The organism is Sinorhizobium sp. B11 (genome assembly GCA_039725955.1).
GTDB lineage: Bacteria > Pseudomonadota > Alphaproteobacteria > Rhizobiales > Rhizobiaceae > Rhizobium.
This window is the reverse complement of record CP091034.1, coordinates 3,611,620-3,637,636: the sequence shown is the minus strand read 5'-3', so window position 1 is coordinate 3,637,636 and position 26,017 is coordinate 3,611,620. Positions and strand designations below refer to the sequence as shown.

General features: G+C 61.0%; 24 protein-coding genes and 1 pseudogene. 14 read left to right on the top strand and 11 right to left on the bottom strand.

Annotated features, from left to right (window positions below; all coding sequences use genetic code 11):
- Positions 1-257 precede the first annotated feature (257 nt).
- The gene (gene ppk2, locus LVY75_28100) at positions 258-1,166 is read left to right on the top strand and encodes a polyphosphate kinase 2 (GenBank protein ID XAZ22641.1); all 909 of its coding nucleotides are present in this window, start codon (positions 258-260) and stop codon (positions 1,164-1,166) included.
- A gap of 83 nt (positions 1,167-1,249) precedes the next feature.
- On the opposite strand, the gene LVY75_28095 is transcribed toward ppk2, so the two are convergent.
- The 4 genes and pseudogenes from LVY75_28095 to LVY75_28080 form a co-directional block, all read right to left on the bottom strand.
- Positions 1,250-2,092, bottom strand: coding sequence for an ABC transporter permease subunit (locus LVY75_28095; GenBank protein ID XAZ22640.1), 843 nt, complete (start codon positions 2,090-2,092; stop codon positions 1,250-1,252).
- Positions 2,093-2,095: 3 nt separating this feature from the next.
- Positions 2,096-2,980 carry an ABC transporter permease subunit gene (locus LVY75_28090; GenBank protein XAZ22639.1) on the bottom strand — a complete coding sequence of 295 codons (885 nt, stop codon included), beginning with the start codon at positions 2,978-2,980 and terminating at the stop codon, positions 2,096-2,098.
- A pseudogene (locus tag LVY75_28085) lies at positions 2,977-4,087 on the bottom strand (ABC transporter ATP-binding protein). The gene LVY75_28090 and the pseudogene LVY75_28085 overlap by 4 nt, the downstream one beginning before the upstream one ends.
- Before the next feature lie 72 nt (positions 4,088-4,159).
- Positions 4,160-5,335, bottom strand: coding sequence for an extracellular solute-binding protein (locus LVY75_28080; GenBank protein ID XAZ22638.1), 1,176 nt, complete (start codon positions 5,333-5,335; stop codon positions 4,160-4,162).
- Positions 5,336-5,571: 236 nt separating this feature from the next.
- On the opposite strand from LVY75_28080, the gene LVY75_28075 reads away from it, so the two are divergent.
- Positions 5,572-6,294 (top strand): GntR family transcriptional regulator, encoded by a 723-nt coding sequence (locus LVY75_28075; GenBank protein XAZ22637.1) that lies wholly within the window; start codon positions 5,572-5,574, stop codon positions 6,292-6,294.
- A gap of 44 nt (positions 6,295-6,338) precedes the next feature.
- A complete protein-coding gene (gene uxuA / locus LVY75_28070; protein ID XAZ22636.1) occupies positions 6,339-7,526 on the top strand; it encodes a mannonate dehydratase in 1,188 nt (395 codons plus the stop codon).
- A 48-nt stretch (positions 7,527-7,574) separates the two neighbouring features.
- Here uxuA and LVY75_28065 read toward each other — a convergent pair whose 3' ends face one another.
- The 7 genes from LVY75_28065 to LVY75_28035 all read right to left on the bottom strand — a co-directional run bounded on the left by LVY75_28065 (position 7,575) and on the right by LVY75_28035 (position 12,836).
- Positions 7,575-7,985 (bottom strand): ACT domain-containing protein, encoded by a 411-nt coding sequence (locus tag LVY75_28065; GenBank protein XAZ22635.1) that lies wholly within the window; start codon positions 7,983-7,985, stop codon positions 7,575-7,577.
- 20 nt (positions 7,986-8,005) lie between these two features.
- The gene (locus LVY75_28060; GenBank protein ID XAZ22634.1) at positions 8,006-8,758 is read right to left on the bottom strand and encodes a GntR family transcriptional regulator; all 753 of its coding nucleotides are present in this window, start codon (positions 8,756-8,758) and stop codon (positions 8,006-8,008) included.
- A 245-nt stretch (positions 8,759-9,003) separates the two neighbouring features.
- A complete protein-coding gene (locus tag LVY75_28055) occupies positions 9,004-9,738 on the bottom strand; it encodes a helix-turn-helix transcriptional regulator (GenBank protein XAZ22633.1) in 735 nt (244 codons plus the stop codon).
- A 66-nt stretch (positions 9,739-9,804) separates the two neighbouring features.
- The gene (locus LVY75_28050; GenBank protein ID XAZ22632.1) at positions 9,805-9,960 is read right to left on the bottom strand and encodes a hypothetical protein; all 156 of its coding nucleotides are present in this window, start codon (positions 9,958-9,960) and stop codon (positions 9,805-9,807) included.
- 191 nt (positions 9,961-10,151) lie between these two features.
- The gene (locus LVY75_28045; protein XAZ22631.1) at positions 10,152-10,520 is read right to left on the bottom strand and encodes a response regulator; all 369 of its coding nucleotides are present in this window, start codon (positions 10,518-10,520) and stop codon (positions 10,152-10,154) included.
- 92 nt (positions 10,521-10,612) lie between these two features.
- Complete coding sequence (locus LVY75_28040) at positions 10,613-11,260, bottom strand: response regulator transcription factor (protein ID XAZ22630.1); 648 nt, start codon at positions 11,258-11,260, stop codon at positions 10,613-10,615.
- Complete coding sequence (locus tag LVY75_28035; protein XAZ22629.1) at positions 11,247-12,836, bottom strand: ATP-binding protein; 1,590 nt, start codon at positions 12,834-12,836, stop codon at positions 11,247-11,249. The genes LVY75_28040 and LVY75_28035 overlap by 14 nt, the downstream gene beginning before the upstream one ends.
- A gap of 559 nt (positions 12,837-13,395) precedes the next feature.
- On the opposite strand from LVY75_28035, the gene LVY75_28030 reads away from it, so the two are divergent.
- The 11 genes from LVY75_28030 (at position 13,396) to LVY75_27980 (ending at position 25,980) form a co-directional block, all read left to right on the top strand.
- Positions 13,396-14,382, top strand: coding sequence for an efflux RND transporter periplasmic adaptor subunit (locus LVY75_28030; GenBank protein ID XAZ22628.1), 987 nt, complete (start codon positions 13,396-13,398; stop codon positions 14,380-14,382).
- Between the two features lies 1 nt (position 14,383).
- The gene (locus tag LVY75_28025; protein XAZ22627.1) at positions 14,384-15,595 is read left to right on the top strand and encodes an ABC transporter permease; all 1,212 of its coding nucleotides are present in this window, start codon (positions 14,384-14,386) and stop codon (positions 15,593-15,595) included.
- On the top strand, positions 15,592-16,764 hold the full coding sequence (locus LVY75_28020; protein XAZ22626.1) for an ABC transporter permease: 1,173 nt from the start codon (positions 15,592-15,594) through the stop codon (positions 16,762-16,764). The genes LVY75_28025 and LVY75_28020 overlap by 4 nt, the downstream gene beginning before the upstream one ends.
- A gap of 107 nt (positions 16,765-16,871) precedes the next feature.
- Positions 16,872-17,867, top strand: coding sequence for an aldo/keto reductase (locus LVY75_28015; GenBank protein ID XAZ22625.1), 996 nt, complete (start codon positions 16,872-16,874; stop codon positions 17,865-17,867).
- A gap of 48 nt (positions 17,868-17,915) precedes the next feature.
- Positions 17,916-18,425 (top strand): formaldehyde-activating enzyme, encoded by a 510-nt coding sequence (gene fae, locus LVY75_28010; protein XAZ22624.1) that lies wholly within the window; start codon positions 17,916-17,918, stop codon positions 18,423-18,425.
- A gap of 1 nt (position 18,426) precedes the next feature.
- Positions 18,427-19,872, top strand: a complete 1,446-nt coding sequence (locus LVY75_28005; protein XAZ22623.1) for an NAD-dependent succinate-semialdehyde dehydrogenase — start codon at positions 18,427-18,429, stop codon at positions 19,870-19,872.
- 23 nt (positions 19,873-19,895) lie between these two features.
- The gene (locus LVY75_28000; protein XAZ22622.1) at positions 19,896-20,867 is read left to right on the top strand and encodes a LysR family transcriptional regulator; all 972 of its coding nucleotides are present in this window, start codon (positions 19,896-19,898) and stop codon (positions 20,865-20,867) included.
- A gap of 36 nt (positions 20,868-20,903) precedes the next feature.
- Entirely contained in the window at positions 20,904-22,529 is a 1,626-nt protein-coding gene (locus LVY75_27995; protein XAZ22621.1) for an ABC transporter substrate-binding protein, read from the top strand.
- Positions 22,530-22,581: 52 nt separating this feature from the next.
- Positions 22,582-23,541 (top strand): ABC transporter permease, encoded by a 960-nt coding sequence (locus LVY75_27990; GenBank protein XAZ22620.1) that lies wholly within the window; start codon positions 22,582-22,584, stop codon positions 23,539-23,541.
- 7 nt (positions 23,542-23,548) lie between these two features.
- Positions 23,549-24,394, top strand: a complete 846-nt coding sequence (locus LVY75_27985) for an ABC transporter permease (protein ID XAZ22619.1) — start codon at positions 23,549-23,551, stop codon at positions 24,392-24,394.
- The gene (locus tag LVY75_27980) at positions 24,391-25,980 is read left to right on the top strand and encodes an ABC transporter ATP-binding protein (protein ID XAZ22618.1); all 1,590 of its coding nucleotides are present in this window, start codon (positions 24,391-24,393) and stop codon (positions 25,978-25,980) included. Before LVY75_27985 ends, LVY75_27980 begins: the two co-directional genes overlap by 4 nt.
- The last annotated feature ends 37 nt before the right edge of the window (positions 25,981-26,017 follow it).

The window sequence follows — 26,017 nt, the reverse complement described above, 5'->3', positions numbered from 1 at the left end:
CCTGAACGTTTTTCTTCTCTCCTCCAGAGGAAAACGCCATTGTCGCGAAAATTGCTCAGCGACATCAATGTATACATAAAACTTGACTTGGTACAAGCTGCTGCTACCTGGCAGGCTGATCACCAAAGGCCCGGCGGACGGTCTTTTGCGCTTGCCAGTTTTGTGTTTTGTCAAAGCAAATTTTCGATCGTCGCAACTCTGTCATATAGCTATGGCGAGAACGTGCTTTATCGAGCGAATTGAACAGGGAGCGTGCCATGATCGAAAACACTCAGCTCGACCGTATCAAGAACGAAATCGCCGACAGCTTCGACGAGGAGCTGGAAATGCAGATGGAGGAGGACCGGCTCGACGAGCTGGTCGCCGAGGGCATGTCCGGCGAAGCGGAACAGACGCTCGAGCGCAAACTCTATTTCCGCGAGCTCTTCCGCCTGCAGCATGAGCTGGTTCGTCTTCAGGACTGGGTCCAGTACAAGAAGTTGAAGGTGGTCGTGCTTTTCGAGGGCCGCGATTCCGCCGGCAAGGGCGGTGCAATCAAGCGCGTGACCCAACGCCTCAATCCGCGCGTCTGCCGCGTCGTGGCGCTGCCGGCGCCGACCGAACGCGAGCGGAACCAGTGGTATTTCCAGCGCTACACGCCGCATCTGCCGTCGGCGGGCGAGATGGTGCTCTTTGACCGCAGCTGGTACAACCGTGCCGGCGTCGAGCGGGTCATGGGCTTCTGCACGAAGGACGAGCTGGAAGAGTTCTTCCGCTCCGTGCCGGAATTCGAGCGCATGCTGGTCCGCTCCGGCATCATCCTCATCAAGTACTGGTTCTCGATCACCGATGAGGAGCAGGAGTTCCGCTTCAATATGCGCATCCACGATCCGCTGAAGCAGTGGAAGCTCTCGCCGATGGACCTGCAGAGCCGCGTCCATTGGGAGGAATATACCAAGGCCAAGGAAGAAATGCTCGCCCGCACCCATATTGAGGAAGCGCCGTGGTGGGTTGTTCAGGCCGTCGACAAGAAACGCGCGCGCCTCAATTGCATCGCCCATCTGCTCGGCCAGATCCCGTATGAGGACGTTCCGAAGGAAGGGATCGTGCTGCCGGATCGCGTGCGTCACGATGACTACCACCGCACCCCGGTTCCGCCGGAAATGTATGTTCCCGAAGTCTACTGATTGAAATGGCTGCGGCCGGTTTCCGGCCGCAGCGCCTTTTCAGCATGTCGCGCAAAACCGATTCACGCGTTGCGCGACATGCCTCAATGCGCCGATTGCTGCTTGGCGCGGGCGACGATCTGGGTCGGATTGACGAATTGCAGCGCGATGATGAGCCAGAAGAGCGTCGTCACCATATAGATCACCGCCATCGCATCGATTGATTGGCTGGCTCGTACGCCGGATGCGAAGACCGCATAATAGAGAGAGACGACAAGCGTCTGGGTCTGCGGTCCGGCGATGAGGAAGGTCAGCTCGAACATCGCGAGCGTGCGCACCAGCACGAGCAGAAGTGCTGCCAGCATGCCGGGCAGCAGGAGCGGCAGCAGAATGCGGATAAAGAGGCTGGTGGTGCCGGCACCGAAGACACGGGCGGCGGCCTCAATGCGTGGATCGATCTGCTCGATGAACGGGATCATGACGAGCACGACGAAGGGGAAAGACGGCACGAGGTTGATCAGCACGACGCCCCAGAAGGTGCCGCCGAGCCCGAGCTGGTAGAGCACTGTTGCCAGCGGAATGCCGTAGGTCAGCGGTGGGATCAGCAGCGGCAGCAGGAAGAGCAGAATGATGGCGCGCTTGCCCGGGAAATCGCGCCGCGCCAGAGCATAGGCTGTCAATACGCCCAGAATGCCCGAGATGATGACGACGACAAAGGCCATCTCGAAGGTAACGATGACGACGCTGGATAGCTGGAATTCGCTCCAGGCGCTGAAATACCAACGATCCGTCCAGCCGCGCGGCAGCCATGTGCCGAGCCAGCGTGTGGCGAAAGAGTTGACGATCACGGCCGCGATGACCGCAAGCAGGTTGAGGACAAAGAGGGTCGCGAGCGCCCAGACGGCGATGCGCCAGATCTTCGAGGTAAGGCCCTGGTCACGGATCATGGCTTAGCCTTTCGTGCCGCCGGCCGGGCCGCGGTAGAAGAAGGAACGCGCACCGAGGACGGTGACGACAACAATGAGCTCGACGCCACCCATGATAATGGCGATCGCCGTGCCGTAGGAATGATCATATTGCTCGAAGGCGGCTTGATAGGCTGCAATCGAGATGACGCGCGTCGGACCAGCCGGCGCGCCGAGCAGGACGGCGGACGGGAAGACGGCAAAAGCCTGCACGAAGGAAAGGCAGAAAGTCACGGCGAGACCGGGCACCAGGAGCGGCAGGAACACGCGCGTAAAGCGCTGCCGCGCATTGGCGCCGAGCGTGGCGGCAGCCTGCTCGATCGCCGGGTCGATGCCGGTGATATAGGACAACGTCAGCAGGAAGGCGAAGGGGAAGCCGGTAATCAGCAGCGAGGCGAAAACACCCCAGTAATTGTTGGTGAGCTTGACCGGTGAATCCAGGATGCCGAACAGGATGAGCGTCTCGTTGAACCAGCCGCGCGGGCCGAGAAAAGTCAGCAGACCATCGGCGACGAAGACAGTACCGAGCGTAATCGGCAGTACGAGGATCGTCGTCAGTAGCCGCTGTCGCCGCATCAGTCGGACGCGAAACGCAACCGGGACTGCGAAGGCCAGGTTGACGATCGTGACCGGCAAGGCAAGCCACATCGTATTGGCGATCGTGCCGTACTGGAACTGGTCCGAGAAGAATTTCGCGTAATTTTCGTACCAGACGCCGCCATCCTTCGGCATCAGGGAATCCGCAACGCCGTAGACAAAGGGGTAGATGAAGAGGGCGATCATGAAGATCAGGCCTGGCAGCACCAGCAATGTCGTGCCGTCAAGGCCCTGAGCGGCAAGCCGCGTCTTCAGTGAGGGACCGCCATTCATGCTGGCGCCCCTTTGAAGACCAGCGAACGGCCCGCGACGGGCTGCAGAGTGGTGGCAGAGCCGCGCGGCAACGCATCATCGGAGCGGAAATACAGCTCCGATCCGTCCGCCGAACGAGCCATACCGAAGAAGGCGCGCCCGCGATATTCGGTGTTCGCGACAATGACGGGAATGCCGCTGTCGTCGGTGGTCGCAACGAGATCTTCAGGACGCACGGAGAGCACTGCGGCATCGCCGACCTTCAATGTGTCGCGCATCGTGCCGGTCAGCCGCGCACACCGCGGCCTCGATTTCGGCCTCGCTGCCGGAGATGGAGACGACGCGCCCGGGAATGCGGGTGCGGAAGCCCATGAAATCGGCGACGTTGAGATTGACCGGGCGCTGGTAGAGATCCTGAGGCGTGCCGATCTGCTGGATATGACCCTGGCTCATGACAACGATGCGGTCGGCAAGCGACAGGGCTTCGTCCTGGTCATGCGTGACATAGATGGTCGTCGAGCCGATCTGGTCGTGGATACCGCGGATTTCGGCGCGCATTTCCAGCCGCAGCTTGGCGTCGAGGTTGGAGAGCGGCTCGTCCATCAATACGATCGGCGGGCGGATGACGATTGCGCGGGCAATCGCCACGCGCTGCTGCTGGCCGCCGGAGAGCTGGCCGGGCAGCTTGTCCGCTTGACTTTCGAGGCGCACGAGCGCCAGCGCATCGATGATGCGCTTGTCGGCTTCCGCGCCGCTGATGCCCTGCATGGCAAGGCCGAAACCGACATTCTTGCGCACGCTCATGTGCGGGAAAAGGGCGTAACTTTGAAAGACCATGCCGAAGCCGCGCTTTTCCGGCTCCAGTTGGTCGATGCGATTGCCGCCGAGGCGGATTTCGCCGCCGGACAGGCCAAGCAGGCCGGCAATGCAGTTCAGCGCGGTGGATTTTCCGCAGCCGGAGGGGCCGAGAAGTGCGATGAATTCGCCGGGTTCGATCGTGAGGTCGATGCCATCAAGGGCGTTATAGGCGCCGAAAGATCGCCTGATGCCATCGAGCTCAAGGCGCGCATTCTTCCGCGATGACGCTGTTGCTGCGTTCTGAACCGGCAAAGTCAATGCAATCTCCATTTATCGGCAACCATGGCCGTTAGAAATCCGGCGCCGAGATACCCGGCGCCGGCTCATTTCAATCACCGATAATCAGCCCTTCTTGGCGCCGATCTTCTCGTCCCAGATGCGGAAAGCCTGGACGAGCTGCTTGGGCTCGAGCGGCACTTCCAGCGGGCTGCCGGCGATCCAGTCGGCATATTCCGGCCGGCCGAATTCCTTGATGGTTTCCTGGCTTTCTGCAGGCGCCATCTCGAGCGTGACATCCTTTACCGCCGGGCCTGGATAGAAGTAGCCTGCATCGTAGGCGATTGCTTGCTGTTGCGGCTGATAGATGAAGTTCAGGACGTCGAGCAGAACGCCAACCTTCTCGTCGGAAACGCCTTTCGGGATCGCCGCATAGTGAGCGTCGGTGACCCAATGGAAGCCTTCGAGCTTGCCGACCTTGGCTTCCTCGGGAACGATGCCGAGCGCGCGTGGGTTGATGTCCCAGCCGGTGGTGGTTGCGACGATGTCACGCGTGCCTTCGCCGAGTTCTTTGAAGACCACTGCGGTGCCGGTCGGGTAATATTCGATGTTTTCGCCGAGAGCGGCGAGATATTCCCAGGTCTTGGCCCAGCCGTTGACCGGATCGCGCGGATTGCTGTCGCCGAGAAGATAGGGCAGGCCCATCAGCAGCGTGCGGCCTGGGCCGGAATTTGCGGGGCGCGCATAGAGGAACTTGTTCTTGTTCTGCTTCGTCCAGTCGAGCAGCTCCTGCGCCGTCTTCGGCGGGGTCGCCACCTTGTCCGGCATATATTCGATCAGCGGGCCGGACGGGTAGTAGGTGATGACGACGCCCTGGTCCTTGGCGAGTGCCTGCATCTTGAAAGCCTGCGGCAGCAGGATGCTTTCAAGATTGGGAAGGGCGGATTTCTTGGCGGACAGGTCGACCCACAGACCCTGGTCGACACCGGCCGAAAGCGCGTCCGTGCCCGTTAGCACGAGGTCGATATCGACCTTGCCGGCAGCCTGCTGGGCCTGGATCTTGGCCGGCAGTTCCGGAGCGGGGGCCTTGGTGAAGGAAAAGCTGGCGACGAATTCAGGCTTGGCCTTGGCGTAGTTCTCGAACATGCCCTGCGTCAGCGCCAGGTTGCCCGCGACGTCGACGATGGTGATGGTGACCGGCTTTGCCGGCGCCTTGGCCTGTGCGAAAGCGCGAAGCGGCAACATTCCGGCCGCGGCGACGCCGGCAGCTCCGCCGACGAAGGTTCTGCGTGTAATCTTCATTCTATCCTCCTCCTTTGCGGCGGTGCCGGCCTTTGCCCCGAGCCCGCCCGTTTGCATCGCAATGCACGTCCAATGCTTCGATGCGCCGGCTTTCCGGCAGCATCAAATGCTCGCAGCTCGAAGCTTTTCCTCCGGGTGCAATGCCATGTCGCCGTTCTCCTCCGCGGCATATCTTGGCAACAGGGTTCAATTGATATACTAGTATGCACGAAAGTGTCAACGTCCCGAGACCATGCATGCGGCAAGCTTCCGACCCTGAAATCCTTGCCTTCCCGGCGCCCCACGACGCGGGCGGAAAGATCCGCCGCGTGACGACGGCCGTCGCAATCCACGAGCGGTTGCATGCCGATATCGTCTCTCTGAGGATCCCGCCCGGTACCGTGCTGCAGGAAAAGCGGATCGCAGAGGATTTCGGTGTGAGCCGAACGCCGGTGCGCGAGGCGCTGCTGAGACTGTCCGAGGGTGGACTCGTCGATATCTATCCGCAATCGGGCACGGTGGTTTCGCGAGTGCCGGTCTCGGCCATTCCGGAAGCGGTCGTCGTGCGCAAGGCGCTTGAAGGGACGACGGTCGAGATAGCCGCTGGCATTGCGACGGGGGCCGATATTGCGCGGCTGGATGCGATCATCGCCCGCCAGAAGACGCATGCCGCACTCGGCAACGCTTCGAGCTTTCACGAAGAAGACGAGGCCTTCCACGAGGCGATCGCACAGATTGCCGGCTATCCCGGCATCTGGACCATTCTGAAGACGGTGAAGGTGCAGATCGACCGGGCACGACGGCTGACGCTGCCGGTGCTCGGGCGCATGGACAATGTCGTGCGCGAACATATGGTGATCCGCGACGCCATTGCTGCCCATGATATCGGGGCGGCGCGAGAAGCCATGATTCATCACCTAAGCGCCGTTATACCTGACGTCGCGGAGCTGCGCTCGCAGTTCCCCGACTATTTCTGCTGACGGCGGAACGACAAAACGCAGATACAAAAGGAGAGAAAGACGAGATGCGGCAAGGTTGGAGATGGTTCGGGCCGGAGGCGCCGGTCACGCTGGACGAGGTGCGCCAGACGGGTGCGACGAACATCGTTTCGTCGCTGCATCAGGTGCCGATCGGCCGTGCCTGGACAGAGGCGGAAGTACGCGAGCGCCAGGCGCTGATCGAAACCACGCCGGCCGGACGTTCGCAGCTGACCTGGAGCGTCGTTGAAAGCATTCCGATCCCCGATGCCGTCAAGCGCAAGGGTGGTCAGGCAAAGGCGGAGATCGAGGCCTGGATTGCCAGCCTCGAGGCAGTGGCCGCCTGCGGCATCCCGATCGTCTGCTACAATTTCATGCCGGTCGTTGACTGGACGCGCACCGACCTCGATTACGTGACGCCGACCGGCGCCACCGCCATGCGCTTCGATCATGAGCGTTTTGCCGCCTTCGAGCTTTTCGTGCTGGAGCGTCCAGGTGCTGCCGAAGAATATTCTGAAGAAGACAAGACACGGGCCAAGGCTGTCTATGAAAGCATGACGGAAGCGGAGATTGCCGAAGTCACCCGTATCATCACCTCGGCTCTGCCCGGATCGACAACCGAACCGCTGACCATTCCGGCTTTCCGTGAGAAGCTTGTTGCCTATCAGGGTATCGACGCGAAGAAGCTCCGCCAGCATCTCATCGAATTCCTCGAGGCCGTGGTGCCGGTTGCGGAAGCGCGCGGCGTCAAGCTGACGCTGCATCCCGACGACCCGCCGCGCTCGCTCTTTGGTCTGCCGCGCATTGCTTCGACGGCAGAGGATTATGCAGCACTTTTCGATGCCGTCCCGGCGGCCGCCAACGGCATGTGCTATTGCACCGGCAGCCTCGGCGTGCGCGCCGGCAACGACCTGCCGGCGATTGCTCGCCGTTTCGCCTCGCGTATCTATTTCGCGCATCTTCGGGCCACGACCCGCGAGGGCGATGGTCGCACCTTCCATGAAAGCGCGCATCTTGAAGGCGACGTGAACATGGTTTCCGTGCTGAAGGAACTGGTGGCTGAGGACCGCCGCCGCAGCGCCGACCAGTCGATCGTCTTCCGCTCGGATCACGGCCACCGCATGCTTGACGACTTGCAGAAGAATGTCACACCCGGCTACCCGGCAATCGGCCGTCTTCGCGGCCTTGCAGAGTTGCGCGGCATTCTGCACGCACTCGACGCACCGCCGACCTGATTTTCTGTTTGCAAGCAGTTCCAGCTAAACCGATTTTGCTGGAATTGCTTAGCTCCGGCTCGCCGCCGAAAGCCGCCTCAGCGCTTCGACGGCCCGATCGGCGTCGCCGGCCGGCACGAAAATGTGGTCGTGGTAATAGCCCGCGACCACGTTGGCGCTGATGCCGACCTCCTTCAAGGCCTGGGAGAAGGCGGCTGTCAGGCCTACGGCTTCAAGTGAGGAATGCACTTTCAGCGTGATCTGCCGCAGCGGCGCGCTTGCCTGCAGGCCGGCCTCGGTCGCCCTATCCTGCGGCAGGATGAGTGTCAGGCCTTCCTTTTCATGAAACAGGGCAAGCGGGCGAAGATGGAGATAGTCTTCCAGCCGCGAGGCCGGCACGGCGCAATAGACGAATTCGCCTGCCACCAATTCCGGCTCCATCGTCGCGAGAAGGACTGAGAGGTCGGTAATGCCTGTCATGCCGTTTTCCCTGATGTCCCTTACTGTGAAAAGATGTTCTCCAGCACCGAAAGACCGGTGACATGGTTGGATCGGATGAGCGCAGCTGCGAGTGTCGGATCGCGATCCTCATAGGCACGGCACAGTCGTTCGTGATCCTCGTAGGATTTCTGCAGGCGGCCGGGCTGGGATAGACTGATACGGCGCAAGCGAAGTGTTCTCAAAAGCAGGGAATCGACGATCTTCTTGACCGTGCGATTACCTGCGAGTTCGGTGTTGCGTTCGTGAAAGTCGATATTTGCCCAGAAATAGGCGTTCACGTCGCCGGCCTTGCTCGCGGTTTCCATGAGCCGCATGATTGGCCGGAGGGTGCGGATATCGTCCAGCGACACGTCTCGCGCAATATCGCCTGCGATCAGTTCCAGGAGATTGGCGCGGACGCGGTAGATATCGCGAATTTCCTTGATCGAAAGGCTGGCAACGCGCGGGCGACGGCGCGGCGGGATTTCGACGAGCCCTTCCTTTTCCAGAAGCATCAATGCTTCGCGGATCGGCGTCCGGCTCGTCTTGTAGCGCCGCGCAAGCTCGACGGAGTTGAGGTCATCGCCCGGTTTGCGAATGTCCTCGATGATCTCGGCTGCTACTTCGCGTGCGATAGTGGAAACGAGTGATGGCCTGTCATGCTGTTCAGTGACCAGACGCGCGGCAACCGCTTCGGCGCGCTGACGCGAGTCTGTATACCGCGGATCGCCCGCGGCGTGGACTATATCGGCTGACGTGTATTCGGCGGACAAGAGAACTCCTAGGAAATGTCCCTCCCACCAAGAGCTTAGCATGCTCTGTCGACAACGAAAACTATAAGGCAAGTAATTGCCTTGCATGCGCAGGTTGAGGCGGTTCACACCCGGTTTGGCGGAATCTGGCCCCTTTCCCTGATGCCGATCTCCGCTGATATGCGGCGGCAGATATCTCGTCGGCGGTCGCGCAGTGTTGCTTGAGGCGGCCTCAATCCAGGGAGCGTCTTAGAGCCCGGAGGCCTTCAGATGAGACGGAAACGATAGGCTCTCACGACGGCCTGCATGCGGTTGACGGCATCGAGCTTGCGCATCGCCGTCTTCAGGTAACCGTTCACCGTATGGGCGGAAATATGAAGGATGATGGCGATCTCCTCGCTGCTCTTGCCGGAGGCTGACCAGCGCAGGCATTCGATCTCGCGAACGGTCAGGCGCTCGTAATCGGCGAGCGGCGGCTCGGTCGCCAGGCTGAAGCTGTCCAGCGACTTCAATACGGCAAAGACCATGCGCGCGCATTCCTGCTCGTCGGGCGGGCTGCGCAGGCCAGAGAACATGATGACGTAGTGCCTGAGAATAGCGTCATGCAGTGTAAAGCTGATGGTGTTGTGAAGGCCGAGATCCTCGAAGTTGCGGGCGAGTTTTTCCGAGTTGCTTGCGTTGCCGGGCTGGGCGAACATGCCCGTGCCGGAATAGATCGGCATGATGGTCTTCTTCAGATCCTCGATCAGCTGGCTGCGCCAAAAGAGATCGGAAGCGTCGTAGCGGTCGATCAGCTCCTGTGGCCAGTTGCCGGCAATGATATTGGTACGAAAGCCGAGCTTGTCAGCCTGCGGAAAGCTGGCAGCCAGAAAGAAGCGGAAGCCATGTGCCTGCATGACATGCTGGAGGGCAGCGGAGAAACTTCTCGTGGGATCGGCATGGACTGTGGCGCTGGCTGCGTCCCCTGGTAAGGAGAACTTTGCCCTATTCTTGAGGATCATGGATCGTCTGCCGGCAAATGCACTGACCGGCCGGGAGGGAGCCGGTCAGCGCCAGGAGGAGGGGGATCAGAAAGGCGTCCGGTTGATTTCTTCCGGGCGACGGTACGCGGCAATGCGGACTGGCTGGTATTCGTAGATCGGGTTTTCCGGTTCCAGGCGCAGAAGCGCGCAGTGGAACTTGTAATTCACACCGGTCACGATGTTCGAAAAGATCACATCCATGAGGATATTCCTTCCGACGCTGATAAATATTGGGCGCTTGAGCTTTATCATGGCGTTCACCTCGTTTCTTCTGTCCGCCTTACCGGATCCAACGAGGTTAACTATAGTCTTTATTGCTTCCATCCTGAATTATACATAGGTGTATAATTTGATTTGATCTTTTGGCGGAAACAATACTCCCCTGCTGAGCCTTACGGCTTCAAAGCCATTTCAAGATAGTTGATGAGAGAATCGAATTCGACCGGCTTGCCCAGAAAGGCCAGCGCACCGCCTTCCATGGCGGCTGTGCGGGTTCTTTCGTCGCGGTAGGATGTCATGAAGATCATCGGCGGCTTTTCAGGTTCGCCGTTGAGGATTGCCTGCAGTTCGATCCCGCTCAGTCCGGGCATCTTGACGTCGACCAGCATGCAGTCGATGGCCGCCCTGTCATTAAAGGCCAGAAACTCTTCCGCCGAGCAGAAAAGCTTGCTCTGGTAGCCGCAGGACTGGATCAGATCGTCAAGCGCCTCCCGGATAGCCTGGTCGTCATCAACGACAGCGATTGTGGATGTATGTGACACGAGATTGCTAGCCTTGCTTATTCTTACATTACGTTAGGCTATATTAAGAGATCGAGGCCGTGTCGCGGTACCATACAAGGGTCTAGGTTCCGCTATCTGCCTTCCAGCATTTCGGCCTTGCGCACCAGATCGGCCACCGATCGAACCTGCATCTTGCGCATGACGTTGCCGCGATGGAGCTTCACTGTAATCTCGCTGATGCCGAGATCGTAGGCGATCTGCTTGTTCATCAGACCCTTGACGACGGCGGCCATGACTTCCCGCTCGCGGGGTGTCAGCGTATCGACAAGTGAGGCGACCGCATCGCTTGCCGCCATTTCCCGCCGGCGGCCCATATCCTTCTCGATCGCGATGCCGACCGCATCGAGAATATCCTGGTCTCGGAAGGGCTTGGTGAGGAAGTCGACAGCACCGGCCTTCATGGCGCGCACGCTCATCGGAATATCGCCGAAGCCGGTCATGAAGACGATCGGCATCCTGCTGCCGATCCGCTCCAGATGAAGCTGGAAATCCAGTCCGCTGAGACCTGGGAGGCGTATGTCGAGGAGAATGCAGCCCGGCCGGCGCAGGTCGGCGGTATCGAGGAAGGCGGTCGTCGTCGCGAAGGAGACGGCATCCATCTGGATCGACCGGAAGAGGTCGACAAGCGACTCGCGAATGGATTCGTCATCATCGACGACATAGACAATCGGCGATGCCGATTGAGAGGTTGCCTTCGATGCGGCGCTAGTGTTGGTCATGGTCGTCCTCAATCGGTATGATCATTTCGAAGATGGCGCCCCCTTCAGGATGATTGCCGGCAATCAACTGGCCGCCTCTTGCTTCCAGCGTACTGCGGCAGATGGAGAGCCCCATGCCCATTCCAGAGGGCTTGGTCGTGAAGAAGGGTGTGAAGAGCTTCGCCATGGCCTCCTCGCTGATGCCGGGGCCGAAATCCCTGACGGAGAGGCTGACGAATATATCATCCTTCCTGCCGAGCGAGACCAGAATCTTGCGCCGGTCGATTGCCGTTTCTCGCATGGCCTGGACTGCATTGGTGACGAGGTTGATGAGGACCTGCTGCAGTTCGATGCGGATCGCCTTCACCGCGAGCGGCGTTTCGGCTGGGCTCACATCGAACTCGACCATGTCGCGCTGGAAGTCGTGCTCCATCAGGGCGCGTGTTTCCTCGATCAGCGTCTCGAGGTCGACCTGTTCGGGCGTGCGATCGCCCTGCGTCAGCATGGAGCGGGTATTGTGGATGATTTCGCTCGCGCGTTGACTGTCGCGAATGATGCGCTCGGCCGAACGGCGCACGGCGGCGAGATCCGGCGGCTCGCGGTTCAGCCATCTGAGCAGCGTCTGGGCGTTGACGACGATGGCGCCAAGCGGCTGATTAAGCTCGTGAGCGAGCGAGGCGGACAGTGTGCCGACGGTCGCGGCGCGTGAAGCGCGGGCAAGCTCATCCTGAGCCTCGCGAAGGGCCTTCTGCATCATTTCCCGCTGGGTGATATCCACCATGCCCACCACCACGCGATTGAAGGCGGAGGGATCTTCCGGAAAACTCATGCTCATGATGACAAGCCTGCTTTCGCCATTCTCCGTGATCAGATTGCCCTTGCCCTCGAAATGACGTTCGCCACAGAAGATCGCATCCATCAGGTCCAAAAAGGTATCGTCATCGGGCGCGATGTAGCGGCGCATCGTGCGCGAGTGCAGGCCGTCGGTCATATGGCCAAGCAGCTCCATTGCCGCGTCGTTTGCGGCGATGGTGCGAATAAGGCCTGTGCAGGCAACGATGACGCCTGGATTTGTTCGATAATAGTCTTTGAGATCGCTCACACCTTCCGCCTTCAAAGACATCAGGAAGGATCGCACTGCAGAATAATCGCGCTCCCAGAGTGCAATACGGCTGTGCTCGAAGATGTAGCGATAGCGGGTTTCGCTGTCACGAAGATGCAAGTTGGCTTCGATGAGGCCGACGCGCGCGGTTTCGTTTCTGAGGATTAGGGCACAGGTAATTGTAATGGCGGCGAGGGAAACAGCCAACCGTAGTTGGGCGGGGACATTCTCCTCAAAGCCATGTGAATAGAAATAGGCGAAAAGCGTAAGGATGATGGAGACAATTGCAAGGAGGGTGGTGCCGATCCTCGTCAGAATTTCGGCCGCTAGCAGCAGCACGATAACATAGAGAACGGCGATGGCGCTTTCGATCTCGGTGAAGGCATCGACATAGAACACGGCGACAGCCAGCGCCAGTGCGATCAGGCCGAGCGCGATCTCATGCGAGACTGTTCCCCGCCGGTTGATCAGTTTCAACGTAATTGATGATACCATACCCGCTCGCCGTTGGTTTCGGTCTACTATCCATACCGTCTAGTGCGCGGTTACCTTAATGACGTGTTTATCGGCGCAAAACTATACCAAAGTGTTGGAAGCATGGGCCAAATTGTCTGCGCGTGTCAAAAAGAAAGACCGTCCCGGGCGGCGGGACGGTCTATGGCGGATGGGAGTATCCGCGGGGCTTCGGCGGAGGGGGACGCCTGCCCTGGAGGTGGCAAGGGGCGGTGCCACCGGGTTAGCTTGGAACCGTGAATGGTCAGGTCGGTTCCGAGCTACGAGTAGAAGTTAGATCCAAGAGCCCTGAGACATAACTATACTTAGGTTTTGGTCCGGTCATACAAAGCGGCAGGTCGGTTTGCTCGGGCGAACGGTTTTGAAACCTTTCCGGACGACTTCCACAATCGCAATAGGTGGCAAGCGGAACCGATGAAGTTCCCCGGACACGATCAAGACTTTATGGCGTGCGGAGGCGCCGCTGCATGCTTGTCATATTGCCAGCGGAATAATCCTGAGACACAGTCAGCCGGAACACTCCATCTGAACGAGGGTACCGATGAAGGCAGCAGGAATGGTTCGGGCAGTCGTGGGGATTATAGCCCTTGTCGTTCTTGGTGTTCTCTTGTGGTTTGCGACGCGACCGCCGCCGCTGGTGGTACAGGGCGAGGTATCCGCCAACCGCGTCGATATCAGCCCGCGGGTTGCCGGCCGCATTCTCAAGCTCAATGCCGACGTCGGCGACAATGTCGAAAAGGGCACCGTTATCGCCGAGCTGGAAAGCCCGCAATTAACGGCGACGCTGCATTTGGCCGAAGCGGCAGTCGGCGTTTCAGAGGCTGATCTCACCCGCGTCAACAGCACGCGCCCCGAAACCATCGATGCGGCCAATGCCGAGCTTGCAGCGGCAAGTGCCGATGTCACGCTTTATCAGGAAGAGTCTGCTCGTCAGGCCCGGTTGATCACGACGGGCGCCTCCACGCAGGCGCAGGTTGAGCAGGCTGCCCGCAATCTGGAAGCCGCGATCCGCAAGCAGGAATCTGCAGCCGCCAATGCACGGCTTGCGATAGCCGGTTCCAGCAAGGAAGAGAAAGCGCTTGCCGCCGCTCAGGTGGAGCAAGCGCGCGCGTCCCTCAATCAGCGGCAGGTCGATGTTTCGGAACTGGTCATCCATGCGCCGATATCAGGCCAGGTGACGACGCGCGTCGCCGAGCTCGGCGAAAATTTCAGTGCCGGTTCGCCCCTGTTTTCGATCATCGACCTGCAGAACCCCTGGTTCACATTCAATCTTCGCGAGGACCTGCTGAAGGGCCTCAAGGTGGGGGATGGCTTCGATGTCACCGTTCCGGCGCTCGGCGGCGGCTCGGTTCCGGTCAAGGTAACGATGATCAACGCGCAGGGGCAATATGCGACATGGCGTGCGACACGCGCGACCGGGGATTTCGACCTGCGCACCTTCGAGGTGCGCGCCGTTCCGGCCAATCCCCTCGAAGGGCTGCGGCCGGGCATGAGCGTCATCGCTTCCTGGCCGCCGGCGGGGCGTTGAGATGAAGCCGCCCGGCGGGCTTCGCCCCGGCTTCCTCCTGGTGTTCCGGCGGGAGTTCTACTGGTTCTATCGCCGGCCGTTTCTGCTTTTCCTGACGACGCTGCTCCCGTTGCTGCTGATGGGCGTGCTTGCCATCGTTTTCAGCGCGGGGCTGGCGACACGGCTGCCGATCGCCGTGCTCGACCTTGACGGCAGCGATCTTTCGAGAACGATCATCCGTGCCGTCGACGCGACGCCTGATACCGCTGTCGCCGTCAATGTCAGCGATCTCACGGAAGGCCGTGCGCTCATCCTGTCCGGCAAGGTTCACGGACTGCTGATGCTGCCACTCAATCTGGAGCGCGATGTTTTTGCAGGCCGGCGTCCAGAGGTGGTGTTCTTTTACAATACGCAGACGCTGACAACCGGCAATCTTACGCTCAGGGGCGTCAGTGCCGCCGTGCCGACAGTGGCCGCGGGCATCCGCCTGGCGCTGCGCACGGCACAGGGCCAGCCGGTTGAGATTGCGCAAGCCGATCTCTCTCCGATCCCCGTGCAGGTCAATCCGCTCTTCAATCCGACGCTCAACTACGCGCATTTTTTGCTGGCAGCGTTGATGCCCGCCTTGCTGCAGGTGGTGATCGTTACCACCATGGCCTACACGGTCGGCATGGATGCGGAAACAATGCACCGTCTCGTCATTCTGCGGCGGCTCGGCGGCGGTCTCTGGCCGGCCATGGCCGGCAAGATACTGCCCTACACGCTGATCTTCCTCGTGGTTCTCGGCCTGTCCGACGCCATTCTCTTCGGCCTGCTCGACATGCCGCTCCGGGGCGAGCGCTGGATCCTCGTCGTGGCCGGACTGCTCTTCATCCTCGCAAACCAGTTCATCGGCGTGCTGCTGGCGCTCTTCCTGCGGCCGGTTGCAAGCGCGATCAGCGTCGGCACGCTGATCTTCGCACCGTCCTTCGGCTATATGGGCATCGGCTTTCCACGTCTGGCAATGAACGGCTTTTCCTATTGGTGGGGCGAACTCATTCCCGGCACCTGGTATCTGATGGCGAGGATCGATCAGACGATCCGTGGCACGCCCGTCGACTTGTCGCTGAAGCCGCTGATGGTGCTCGGCATATTCGTCCTGACGCTGGCAATCGTGACGGCGCTGCGGCTTGAAGTGTTCCGCATCCGCCGGCAGCGACGGGCGGCGCGGAGATTGAGGGAGGTCACGCCATGAGGGCCTTGCTGGCGATCTTCCGTATCGAGCTGATCCGCATCCTGACCCTGCGCCCGGCGCTCGCGGTACTGGTCTTCGGACCGCTGATCTATGCCCTCTACTATCCGCAGCCCTATGCCAATGAGGCGCTACGCGACGTGCCGATCGCCGTCGTCGATCTCGACGATACGACGAGCAGCCGTGAACTGGTGCGCCGTATCGATGCGTCGAGCGATGTCGCGGTGGCTGCGACGCTGCCGGATCAGGTCAGTGCGGAGCGAGCGGTGCAAGGACGCCAGCTCTACGGCATTCTGGTCATCCCTCAATATTTCGAACGTGATCTCTTGCATGGACGACAGTCGCCAGTGGCACTTTATGGCGATGCCAGCTATTTCCTGATCTATCAGCGCATTGCCGGCGCGGTCGTTGCCGTTGCGAGGACCATGGGTGCCGAAATCGAGATGGCGCGGCTGATTGCGGCCAATATCGACCCGGTGCTGGCGGCAGCTGCCCCCGATCCCATGCCGTTGACGGCGGTCGCGCTCTTCAATCCGCAGGGCGGCTATGCCACCTATATCCTGCCCGCGGCCTTTGTTCTGATCCTGCAGCAGACACTGCTGATCGGCGTTGGCCTGCTTGGGACGATCGGCAATGATGCCGCGGTGCGCAACCCGGCTGCTTCGGCGGCTGGCCCGCTTGCCCGTGTCGGCGGCAGGTTGCTTGCCTATCTCGTCATCGAGGCGATCGTGCTGCCCTTCTATCTGATCGTGCTGCCTTACCTATACGGCATTCCCCGCCTGGGCGGGTTGCTGACGATCTTTGCTTTCTGCCTGCCCTTCGTCCTGGCAGTCGCCGCGCTCGGCATGGTGATTGCGACCTTGTTCCGCAGGCCGCTCGCGGTTCAGCTCGTATGTGCCACGCTAGGGCTGCCTTTCATGTTCCTTGCCGGTTTTTCATGGCCGAGCGAAGCCATACCCGAGCCGCTGCGAACGCTGACCGTTCTTCTGCCGAGCACCAGCGCTATCAATGGCATCGTCGAGGTGTCGCAGCTTGGCGCTCCGCTTCAGGCAGTCCGGGGGCCTTTCCTTACGCTGTGGATACTTGCTGCAGTTTACGGGCTTCTTGCGGTGCTGCTGGACATCAGATCCGCCAGGGGAAAGCCTGCGGCACAAGCTCCTGCGGCCGGTTGATGGCACCGTATCTCATTTTGAGATAGCCGCATCGAATAAACCTATTTGTCACAATAGTGTCGCCACTGCATAGTCTTAGAAGGGAGAAACACTTTTAGGACATTGCTGTGGAATATGTGCGCTTTGGCCAGACCGGCCTGAAGGTTTCGTCGCTTTGCCTTGGTACCATGGGTATCGGGACATCCAAGTGGAAGGGTTGGGTGCTCGACGAGGAGAAGTCCGTACCGATCCTGAAGAAGGCGCTCGATGTCGGCATCAATTTCTTCGACATGGCGGACTGGTATTCGATCGGTGTCAACGAACAGGTCGTTGCCCGCACGCTGCTGTCGCTGACGGATCGCGAAAAGCTGGTGCTCGCCACCAAGGCCTTCTACCCGATGAGCGACGATCCGAACGACAAGGGCCTGTCGCGCAAGCATCTGATGGCGTCGATCGACAAGTCGCTGAAGCAGATGGGTACCGACTATGTCGACCTCTATGTCATCCACGCCTTCGATCCGGAAACGCCGATCGAAGAGACGATGTGTGCGCTTCATGACATCGTGAAGTCGGGCAAGGCACGCTATATCGGCGCTTCCACCATGTATTCCTGGCAGTTCGCCAAGATGAACCATGTGGCCGACAAGAACGGCTGGACACGGTTCGTCAACATGCAGTGCCAGTATTCGCTGCTCTATCGCGAAGAAGAACGCGAAATGATGCCTTACTGCCAGGACGAGGGCATTGCGGTCACGACCTTCTCGCCGCTCGCCCGCGGTTATCTTGCCGGCGGCGGTTCGGCGCCGCGTATCGCCCATGACCTCTATCTCGACTGGTTCGGCGACGAGATCGACCAGGAGATCGCCAAGCGCGTCAACGAGATTGCCGCCAAGCGCGGCAAGACGGCGAGCCAGATCGCCCAGGCCTGGGTCATTGGCTCCGGCAACAGCACGGTTCCGATCGTCGGCACGGAAAGCCCGGAGCACGTCACTGCCGCCATCGAGGCTGCGGCGATCGAGCTGACGGCCGAAGAACGCGCCTTCCTGGAAGAGCCCTACCGCCCGCGCGACATGATCAACGACTATAACCCGGTCCGTCGTCCCCGCGCGCTTTCAAAGGTGTGATGGGCGTAGGCATAATGGGTTCGACTCGCATCGCTATTGGAGATTTCAATGCTTTACATCGGTGAAGGCTTCGAGGGTTCAGGCCCGAATGCTGCTCATATCAATCTCTATCTCGGCCCGAAGAACGGTCCGATTTCCGGCGCGCTCGCTGGTGCGGCAGCAAGCCCCGGTCCCGGCCATCTGCCGTTCCAGGCGGTCTTGAAGCCGAACCTGCCGGCAAAGCCGGTGACGCTCTTCATCGCCAAGGCAGTGATGGAGTCAGGCTCTTCGCATGAATTGATGACGTGGGGGCCGGCCCAGGCTGGTGTCGCCGCCGGTATTACAGCGGCACTGCTCGACGGCTCGCTGCCGGCAGAAGCCGAGGACGACTGGGTCGCGATTGCAGCCGTATGGGTCAATCCATCGGCAAACGACGCAGAAGAGGTATATCATAACAACAAGGCTGCGACGCATCTTGCCGCCAAGCGCGCACTGATGAAAGGTTGGCCGTCGCGTGCCGAGCTTGCTGAAGGCGTAGCAACGGTCGGCAATCCGTTCTTTACGCCTAAGGTCGCCTGACATGAAACTCATCGAAGACAATGCGCTGATCGGCGAAGGCTGGGGAGGTGCTGTTGATAGCAAGCGCTTCGTCGTGCTCAATCCTGCCGACGGCAGCGAGCTTGCGACCGTGCCGGATTGCGGCGCTGCGGAAGCCCAGCAGGCGGTCGATGCTGCCGCCAGGGCTTTCAAGACCTGGCGCAAGACGCTAGCCTCGGAGCGCTCCGCCGTGCTGCGCCGCTGGGCGGAGCTGATGCTCGCCAATCAGGAAGACCTCGCGCGGCTCCTGACGGCCGAGCAGGGCAAGCCGCTGGCTGAAGCGCGCGGCGAAGTCGCCTATGCTGCCGGGTTCCTCACCTGGTTTGCCGAGGAAGGCCGCCGCTCGCATGGCGGCGTCGTGCCCTCGCACAAGGCAGATGCGCGCATTGTCGTGATGAAGGAGCCGGTTGGCGTCGTGGCTGCGGTCACGCCATGGAATTTCCCGTTGGCGATGATCACCCGCAAGGTCGGTCCGGCGCTTGCTGCCGGCTGCACCATCATCATCAAGCCGGCCGAGGATACGCCGCTTTCGGCGCTGGCGCTTGCACGTCTCGGCGAAAAGGCCGGCGTTCCCGCCGGCGTCGTCAGCGTGGTGACGACGAAGTCGCCAGCCGATGTCGTCGGCGTCTGGATGAAGAGCCCGGTCGTGCGCAAGTTCTCGTTCACGGGATCGACTGCAACCGGCAAGCTGCTCATGAGACAGAGTGCCGATACGGTAAAGCGCATCAGCCTCGAACTCGGTGGCAACGCGCCGCTGATCGTGTTCGACGATGCCGATATCGATCAGGCCGTGCGCGGCACGATCGCCTCGAAATTCCGCAATACCGGACAGACCTGCGTCTGCGCCAACCGCATCCTTGTCGAGGACGGCATCTACGACCGCTATGCCGAGGCGCTTGCCAAGGCGGTTGCGGCGATGAAGGTAGCGCCCGGCGTCGAGGATGGCGCTTTGCAAGGGCCGCTCATCAATGCGCCGGCGCTGACGAAGGTCGAGCGGCATGTGAGTGATGCCGTCGAAAAGGGCGCCAAGGTGCTGACCGGCGGCAAGCGGCACGAACGCGGCGGCCTGTTCTATGCGCCGACGGTGTTGACCGGCATGACGACCGAGATGGCGCTTGCGACCGAAGAGACCTTCGGTCCCGTCGCCGGCCTCTTCCGCTTCAAGGGCGAAGAAGAGGCAATCGCGCTTGCCAACGATACCGAGACCGGCCTTTCGGCCTATTTCTTCACGCAGAATCTCGGCCGCGCCTGGCGTGTTGCCGAAGCGCTGGAAGCGGGCATGGTTGGCATCAACGAAGGCGTGATCTCGACGGAAGTCGCGCCATTCGGTGGCGTCAAACAATCCGGCCTCGGTCGCGAAGGTGCTGCCGAAGGGCTCGATGAATATCTGGAAAGCAAATACGTCTTGTTCGGCGGGCTTGCGGGATAATGACGGAGGATCGCTCTCCACAGATGAAGAAGGATCCGGCGGTCGATCGCCGCCGGTTGCCGTTGAATGCGCTCAGGGCCTTCGAGGCTGTGGCGCATCATGGCAGCTTCACGGCGGCAGCCGCTGCGCTCAACATTTCGCAGAGCGCGCTTTCGCGGCATGTCATCGGTCTGGAAGAGAGCATCGGGCGCAAGCTTTTCGAACGAGGGCACAAGGCGACGACGCTGACGGATGCCGGGCGCTCGCTTGCCGCCGGCATCGGCAAGGGCTTCGACCGTATCGAACAGGCACTGAAGGAGGTCTGCGCGCCGGATGAGCAACGCCAGCGCAAGCTGCGCATCAACCTGCCGCCGAGCTTTGCGATGAAGCTCACCGTGCCGCTGCTGACGGATTTCCGACGCAGCTTTCCTGAGGTGCTTCTGGAGGTTTCAACACCTTACGGGGTGCCGGACAGCGAATTCGATGTGGCGGTCGTTTATGCACGTCCGGCCGTCGATGAATGGATCACCGACCTGCTCTGGGAGGAGCGGCCGACGATCCTGTGCCATCCCGATCTGGTGCGGGGAGGGATTTCGGATCTGGCAAGTTTCATCGCTGCAAACGAGATCATCCACGTCAAGATCGTCGACATGGAGCCCTACCTTACCTGGCAGCGCTTCCTTGTGCAGAACGGTCTTGCCGGGGTTGCCGTGGCGCGGGGCGTGACATTCGACAGCGCCAGTCTCGGGGTCCAATACGCATTGTCGGGGCAGGGACTGGTGCTCGCCGATCCGGCGCTGTTTCGGGAGGAAATAGAAAGCGGCCGCTTGGTTGCGCCGGTTACCGCACACTATTACGAAGGCTTCGGCTATTACCTGAAGACCGATGCGGAAGGGCTGGTGGATCCTCTGATTGCAGGATTTCGATCCTGGATCATCAGCCGCTTCAGCAATCGTATGGTGAACGACGGTGAAAAGCCCGCCCTGCGCATCGTGTCTGGCACAGAGGGTGTCTGATAGCGACCATACTGCCAATCAAGGAGGAGGCAGATCATGACTGAATTGAAAACCAACAGCGGCAAGCCGCTGCATCCCTCGGTGCCGGAACTGTGTGAGCAGGTCCGCGCCGGCAAGATCGACCGCCGCGGCTTCCTGCGTGCCGTCGCATGGCTCGGTGTGACGGCGGCCTCCGCCAGCGCCTTCCTTGGTGACAGCAAGCCAGCACTCGCCGAGGAAACGCCGACGGATGGCGGCACGCTGCGTTTCGGCTGCCAGATCCAGGAGCTGACCGATCCGATGATGACGAGCTGGATCGAGGCCTCGAACCTCTATCGCAACAGCCTGGAATTCCTCACTTTCGTCGATGCCGACAATGTCACGCATCCCTATCTGGCCAAGAGCTGGACGCCGTCTGCCGATCTCAAGACCTGGGATTTCGAGCTCGACGAGCGCGCCAAATGGTCGAACGGCGATGCCTTCACGCCTGAGGACGTAATCTTCAACATTCAGCGCTGGATCGCGCCTGATTCGCAGTCTTCCAACAAGACTGCCTTCTCGGCCGTCGAGAAGGTCGAAATGACCGGCGATCATGCGGTCCGCATCACACTGTCGCGCGCGGTCTCCTCGCTGCCCGAACAGCTCTATTCCTACACCTGCCCGATGCTGCATCGCGACTTCGTCAAGGGCGGCGCCAACTGGCCGGCCAATCCAATTGGTACCGGCCCCTTCAAGCTGGACGCTTACGAAGTCGGCCGTCAGGCTGTCTTTTCCAAGCGTGCCGATTACTGGGGCACGCCGGCTCATCTTGACGGCATCCAGTACATCGACCTCGGCACCGATATCACCACGCATCTCGCAGCCCTTTCGAGCGGCCAGATCGATATCATCTACCGCGCGACGATCGCCGAATACGATCTCATGAAGTCGCTGCCGAACATCCAGATCCTGACGGGCAAGGCAGCGCATACGCTCGTCATGCGTATGCAGTCCGACCAGAAGCCGTTCGACGATGTTCGCGTCCGCAAGGCCGTGCAGCTTGCCGCCGACAACAAGCAGATGCTCGACGTCGCCTATCGCGGCGAAGGCGAAGTCGGCGCCAATTTCCACGTCTCGCCGGTTCAGCCTGATTACTTCGCGCTGCCGGCGGTCGCCCGCGATGTCGAGAAGGCCAAGGCCCTGCTTGCAGAAGCCGGCCACAAGGATGGCCTGGATATCGAGCTGACGCTTGGTAACACGCAGGGTACCTGGGAACAGGATACCGCGCAGGTGCTGCAGCAGAACCTGGCAGAGGCCGGCATCCGGCTGAAGCTCAACGTCCTGCCGGCCTCGCAATACTGGCCGATCTGGGACAAGGTTCCCTTCGGTCTCACCTACTGGGCGCACCGTCCGCTTGGCGCGATGACGCTCGATCTGGCCTACCGCTCGGGCGGCGCCTGGAACGAGAGCCATTTCGCCAGCAAGGAATTCGACGCTGCGCTCGACAAGGCTCTTGCCGTCGTTGATCCGGCCAAGCGCCCCGAAGCCATGAAGGATGTCCAGCAGATCCTGCAGGATTCCGGCGTCATCGTTCAGCCCTACTGGCCGAACCGCTTCAGCGCCGCAGCCACCACCGTCCGCGGCTACGTGCTCCATCCGGCGGATTACTTCCGCATGGATGGCGTCTGGCTCGCCAAGGCTTGATCTTCGGCGGGGCCGCCATCAGGGCGGCCCCGAACCGGCAAAGAGGTGGTTCGTGTCCGTTTTACTTTTCATTCTCCGTAAACTGGCAAGCGCTCTCGCGGTGATGTTCACCGTATCGCTGCTCGTTTACCTGGCGCTGGAGGTCAATGTCGGCGACGTCGCCGTCAAGGTCCTCGGCCAGTTCTCGACACCGGCCCAGCGCGCGCAGTGGCTGACGGCCAATGGTTACGACGATCCCTTCATCATCCGTTACGGCCGCTGGCTCTGGTCCTTCGTGACCGGCGACTGGGGCATGTCCACCTATTATCGTGCGCCGGTTTCCCAGCTGATCCCCGACCGCCTTGCGGCTTCGGGTATCCTTGCGGGCGGAGCGCTGCTCATCATCGTTCCGGTCGGCCTGTTCGCGGGCATCATCGCCGGCATGCGTCCGGGTTCGGTTCTCGACCGCGTCATTTCCTTCATCTCGATCGCCACGACCTCGATCCCGGATTTCGCTTCCGCCGTCTTCTTCTCGGCCGTCTTCGTGTTCTGGCTGCACTGGCTGCCCGGCGCCAGCACCATGCTGACCGGTTTTTCGCTACAGCAGATCATCCTGCCGGTTCTGGTGCTCGGCTTCTATTCCACCGGCTATCTGGCGCGTGTCACTCGCGCCTCGATGATCGAAGTCATGGGCACGCATTATGTTCGTACGGCGCGGCTGAAGGGTGCGAGCACCGCGCGCATTGTCTGGCGTCATGCACTGCGCAATGCGCTGATCACGCCTGTTACCGTAATCATGCTGCAGTTTCCCTGGCTCTTGTCCGGCGTCATCGTCGTGGAGGTCTTCTATGCCTACAAGGGCTTTGGCACGCTGCTCTATGACGCCGCGCTCAACAGCGACATCCGCCTCGTCGAGGCCTGCGCGATGGTGAGCGTCGTGGTCGTCGTTGCCACACAGATCCTCTCGGACCTCGCCTATGGCTGGCTCAATCCACGCGTCTCGCTGCTTGATGCGGCCAAGGGACGGAAGTGAGGGCGCCATGCGGAAAGCTGTAAAACCCTATCTTTCCAACCCGGTCGTCGTGATCGGCGGTTTCCTGACGATCGGCTGGCTGCTTGTGGCGATCTTCGCGCCGTTGCTTGCGCCCTACGATCCGATCCGCACGCTGCTGCCACTCGCAAAGCCTGGTATGGCCGATAAATCCGGTAACATCTTCTGGCTCGGTACAGACAAGCTCGGCCGCGATATTCTCTCACGTCTGATCTATGGCGCGCGCACGGTGGTGATCTTCTCGACACTTGCGACGCTGACGGCCTACGTGGTCGGTGTAGCACTCGGGCTTGTCGCCGGGTACTGGCGCGGCTGGGGCGATGCGGTTTTGTCCTACATCGCCAATGTGGTGCTCTCTTTCCCGGTGCTGGTTCTCTATATCGTCATCATCGTCGTGGTCGGTTCTTCGCCCTTCAACATCGTGCTCGCCGTTACCTTCGGCAGTGCACCGGCGATCTTCCGCATCGTGCGTGGCATCACCATCGATGTCGCAAGCCGCGATTACGTGGCTGCGGCGGTGACGCAGGGCGAAAGCACCTGGCGCATCATGCTCTTCGATATTCTGCCCAATGCCAGCGGGCCGCTCGCAGTCGATTTCTGCCTGCGCCTTGGCTACACGGCGATCACCATCGGCACGCTCGGCTTCCTCGGCCTCGGCCTGCCGCCACCGACACCGGATTGGGGCACGATGGTGAATGAAGGCCGCGCCATGGCGATCGCTTTCCCGCATCTCGTGATTTTTCCATGCCTTGCGATTTCGTCGCTGATGCTGGGCTTGAGCCTGCTGGCGGACGGATTGCGGGAAGTCTCGGAAGCGCAGGGGAGGCGCGCATGAGCAGCAACGAAAACCAGCCGATCCTCCGGGTCGAAAATCTGAGCGTCGCCCTGCCGAAGGGCGCCGACCGGCCCTACGCCGTGAAAGCTGCGAGCTTCGATCTGAAGCCGCGGGAAATCCTCTGTATCGTCGGCGAGTCCGGTTCGGGCAAGTCGGTCCTGTCGAGCGCTCTGATGGGCGCAGTCGCGGAAGGGCTGAAGGTTGCCGGCGGTAAGGTCATGCTTGGGGATACCGATCTCGTCGGTCTCTCCGAAAGGGCCTTCCGCGCTATCCGAGGCAGCGATATCGCCATGATCTTCCAGGAGCCGATTGCTTCGCTCAATCCGGCGATGACGGTCTCGGCGCAGATCGAAGAGGTCTTCGAACTGCATTCGGATTTCGATGCCGCCGAGCGCAGGAGACGTGCCCGGACGCTGGTCGAATCCATGCATCTGCCGAACCCTGACCGTATCCTGCAGGCCTATCCGCACGAACTTTCCGGCGGCCAGTGCCAGCGAGTCGTCATCGCCATGGCGCTTGCCATGAACCCGCGCGTGCTGATTGCCGACGAGCCGACGACGGCGCTCGACGTGACGACGCAGGCGCAGGTGCTGAAGCTGGTGCGCGAACTGCGTGACCTGCATGACCACGGCATCGTCTTCATCACCCATGATTTCGGTGTGGTGGCCGATATTGCCGATCGCGTGGCGGTGATGCGCCATGGCGAGATCGTCGAGATCGGTGAGGCGAAGCAAGTGCTGACCGCCCCGAACCATCCCTACACCAAGGAGCTTATCGCAGCGGTTCCGAGCCTGACGCCACATGATCGTCCTGCCGCGCCGACAACCGCGGAGCCGGTGCTTGCAGTTCGTGATCTGCAGCATTCCTACGGCAGTGTTCAGGTTCTGAAGCACGTGGAGCTCACATTGCCGCCGGGCCGGGTTCTCTCCATCGTCGGTGAATCCGGTTGCGGAAAGTCCACGCTTGCCAAGGCCATGATCCGTCTGATCGAACCGAAAAGCGGCCGGGTAGAAGTGGCGGGGGCGGATCTCCTCGGCCTTTCGCCGGCGCCGCTACGGGCTCGCCGCCGATCGATCCAGATGATTTTCCAGGATCCGTTCGGCTCACTCAATCCGCGTCGTCGCGTCGGGCCGATGATCGCCCGTTCCGCCATGCTTGCCGGTGTCGAGGCGGGCGAGGCACGACGGCGCGCGGAGGAGCTGCTCGATCTCGTTGGCCTGCAGAAGAGCGCCTATTGGCGCAAGCCGTCTGCATTTTCCGGCGGTCAGCGGCAGCGTATCGGCATTGCCCGGGCGCTTGCCATGCGGCCGGATGTGCTGATCGCCGACGAGAGCGTTTCGGCGCTCGACGTGTCGGTTCAGGCGCAGGTTCTGAAATTGCTTCGCGAACTGCAGGAGAAGCTGCAACTCGCCATCGTCTTCATCACCCACGACCTGCGCGTCGCTGCCCAGATCAGCGATGAGATCGTGGTGATGCAGAAGGGTGAAATCGTCGAGCGCGGCAGTGCGGCCCAGGTGCTGCAGGCGCCGACGCACCCCTATACGAGAACACTTCTCGAAGCGGCGCCGGGCCGCAGCACGTTCTAGCTGCCGCCGTCCGGGCGTCGGCACCCTGTTTCGTTTC

Bases quoted from the DNA above. Each gene is read 5' to 3' on its own strand.
- ppk2 (XAZ22641.1), top strand. From the start codon at position 258: ATGATCGAAAACACTCAGCTCGACCGTATCAAGAACGAAATCGCCGAC.
- LVY75_28095 (XAZ22640.1), bottom strand. From the start codon at position 2,092: ATGATCCGTGACCAGGGCCTTACCTCGAAGATCTGGCGCATCGCCGTC.
- LVY75_28090 (XAZ22639.1), bottom strand. From the start codon at position 2,980: ATGAATGGCGGTCCCTCACTGAAGACGCGGCTTGCCGCTCAGGGCCTT.
- LVY75_28080 (XAZ22638.1), bottom strand. From the start codon at position 5,335: ATGAAGATTACACGCAGAACCTTCGTCGGCGGAGCTGCCGGCGTCGCC.
- LVY75_28075 (XAZ22637.1), top strand. From the start codon at position 5,572: ATGCGGCAAGCTTCCGACCCTGAAATCCTTGCCTTCCCGGCGCCCCAC.
- uxuA (XAZ22636.1), top strand. From the start codon at position 6,339: ATGCGGCAAGGTTGGAGATGGTTCGGGCCGGAGGCGCCGGTCACGCTG.
- LVY75_28065 (XAZ22635.1), bottom strand. From the start codon at position 7,985: ATGACAGGCATTACCGACCTCTCAGTCCTTCTCGCGACGATGGAGCCG.
- LVY75_28055 (XAZ22633.1), bottom strand. From the start codon at position 9,738: ATGATCCTCAAGAATAGGGCAAAGTTCTCCTTACCAGGGGACGCAGCC.
- LVY75_28050 (XAZ22632.1), bottom strand. From the start codon at position 9,960: ATGGATGTGATCTTTTCGAACATCGTGACCGGTGTGAATTACAAGTTC.
- LVY75_28040 (XAZ22630.1), bottom strand. From the start codon at position 11,260: ATGACCAACACTAGCGCCGCATCGAAGGCAACCTCTCAATCGGCATCG.
- LVY75_28035 (XAZ22629.1), bottom strand. From the start codon at position 12,836: ATGGTATCATCAATTACGTTGAAACTGATCAACCGGCGGGGAACAGTC.
- LVY75_28030 (XAZ22628.1), top strand. From the start codon at position 13,396: ATGAAGGCAGCAGGAATGGTTCGGGCAGTCGTGGGGATTATAGCCCTT.
- LVY75_28025 (XAZ22627.1), top strand. From the start codon at position 14,384: ATGAAGCCGCCCGGCGGGCTTCGCCCCGGCTTCCTCCTGGTGTTCCGG.
- LVY75_28020 (XAZ22626.1), top strand. From the start codon at position 15,592: ATGAGGGCCTTGCTGGCGATCTTCCGTATCGAGCTGATCCGCATCCTG.
- fae (XAZ22624.1), top strand. From the start codon at position 17,916: ATGCTTTACATCGGTGAAGGCTTCGAGGGTTCAGGCCCGAATGCTGCT.
- LVY75_28005 (XAZ22623.1), top strand. From the start codon at position 18,427: ATGAAACTCATCGAAGACAATGCGCTGATCGGCGAAGGCTGGGGAGGT.
- LVY75_28000 (XAZ22622.1), top strand. From the start codon at position 19,896: ATGAAGAAGGATCCGGCGGTCGATCGCCGCCGGTTGCCGTTGAATGCG.
- LVY75_27995 (XAZ22621.1), top strand. From the start codon at position 20,904: ATGACTGAATTGAAAACCAACAGCGGCAAGCCGCTGCATCCCTCGGTG.
- LVY75_27985 (XAZ22619.1), top strand. From the start codon at position 23,549: ATGCGGAAAGCTGTAAAACCCTATCTTTCCAACCCGGTCGTCGTGATC.
- LVY75_27980 (XAZ22618.1), top strand. From the start codon at position 24,391: ATGAGCAGCAACGAAAACCAGCCGATCCTCCGGGTCGAAAATCTGAGC.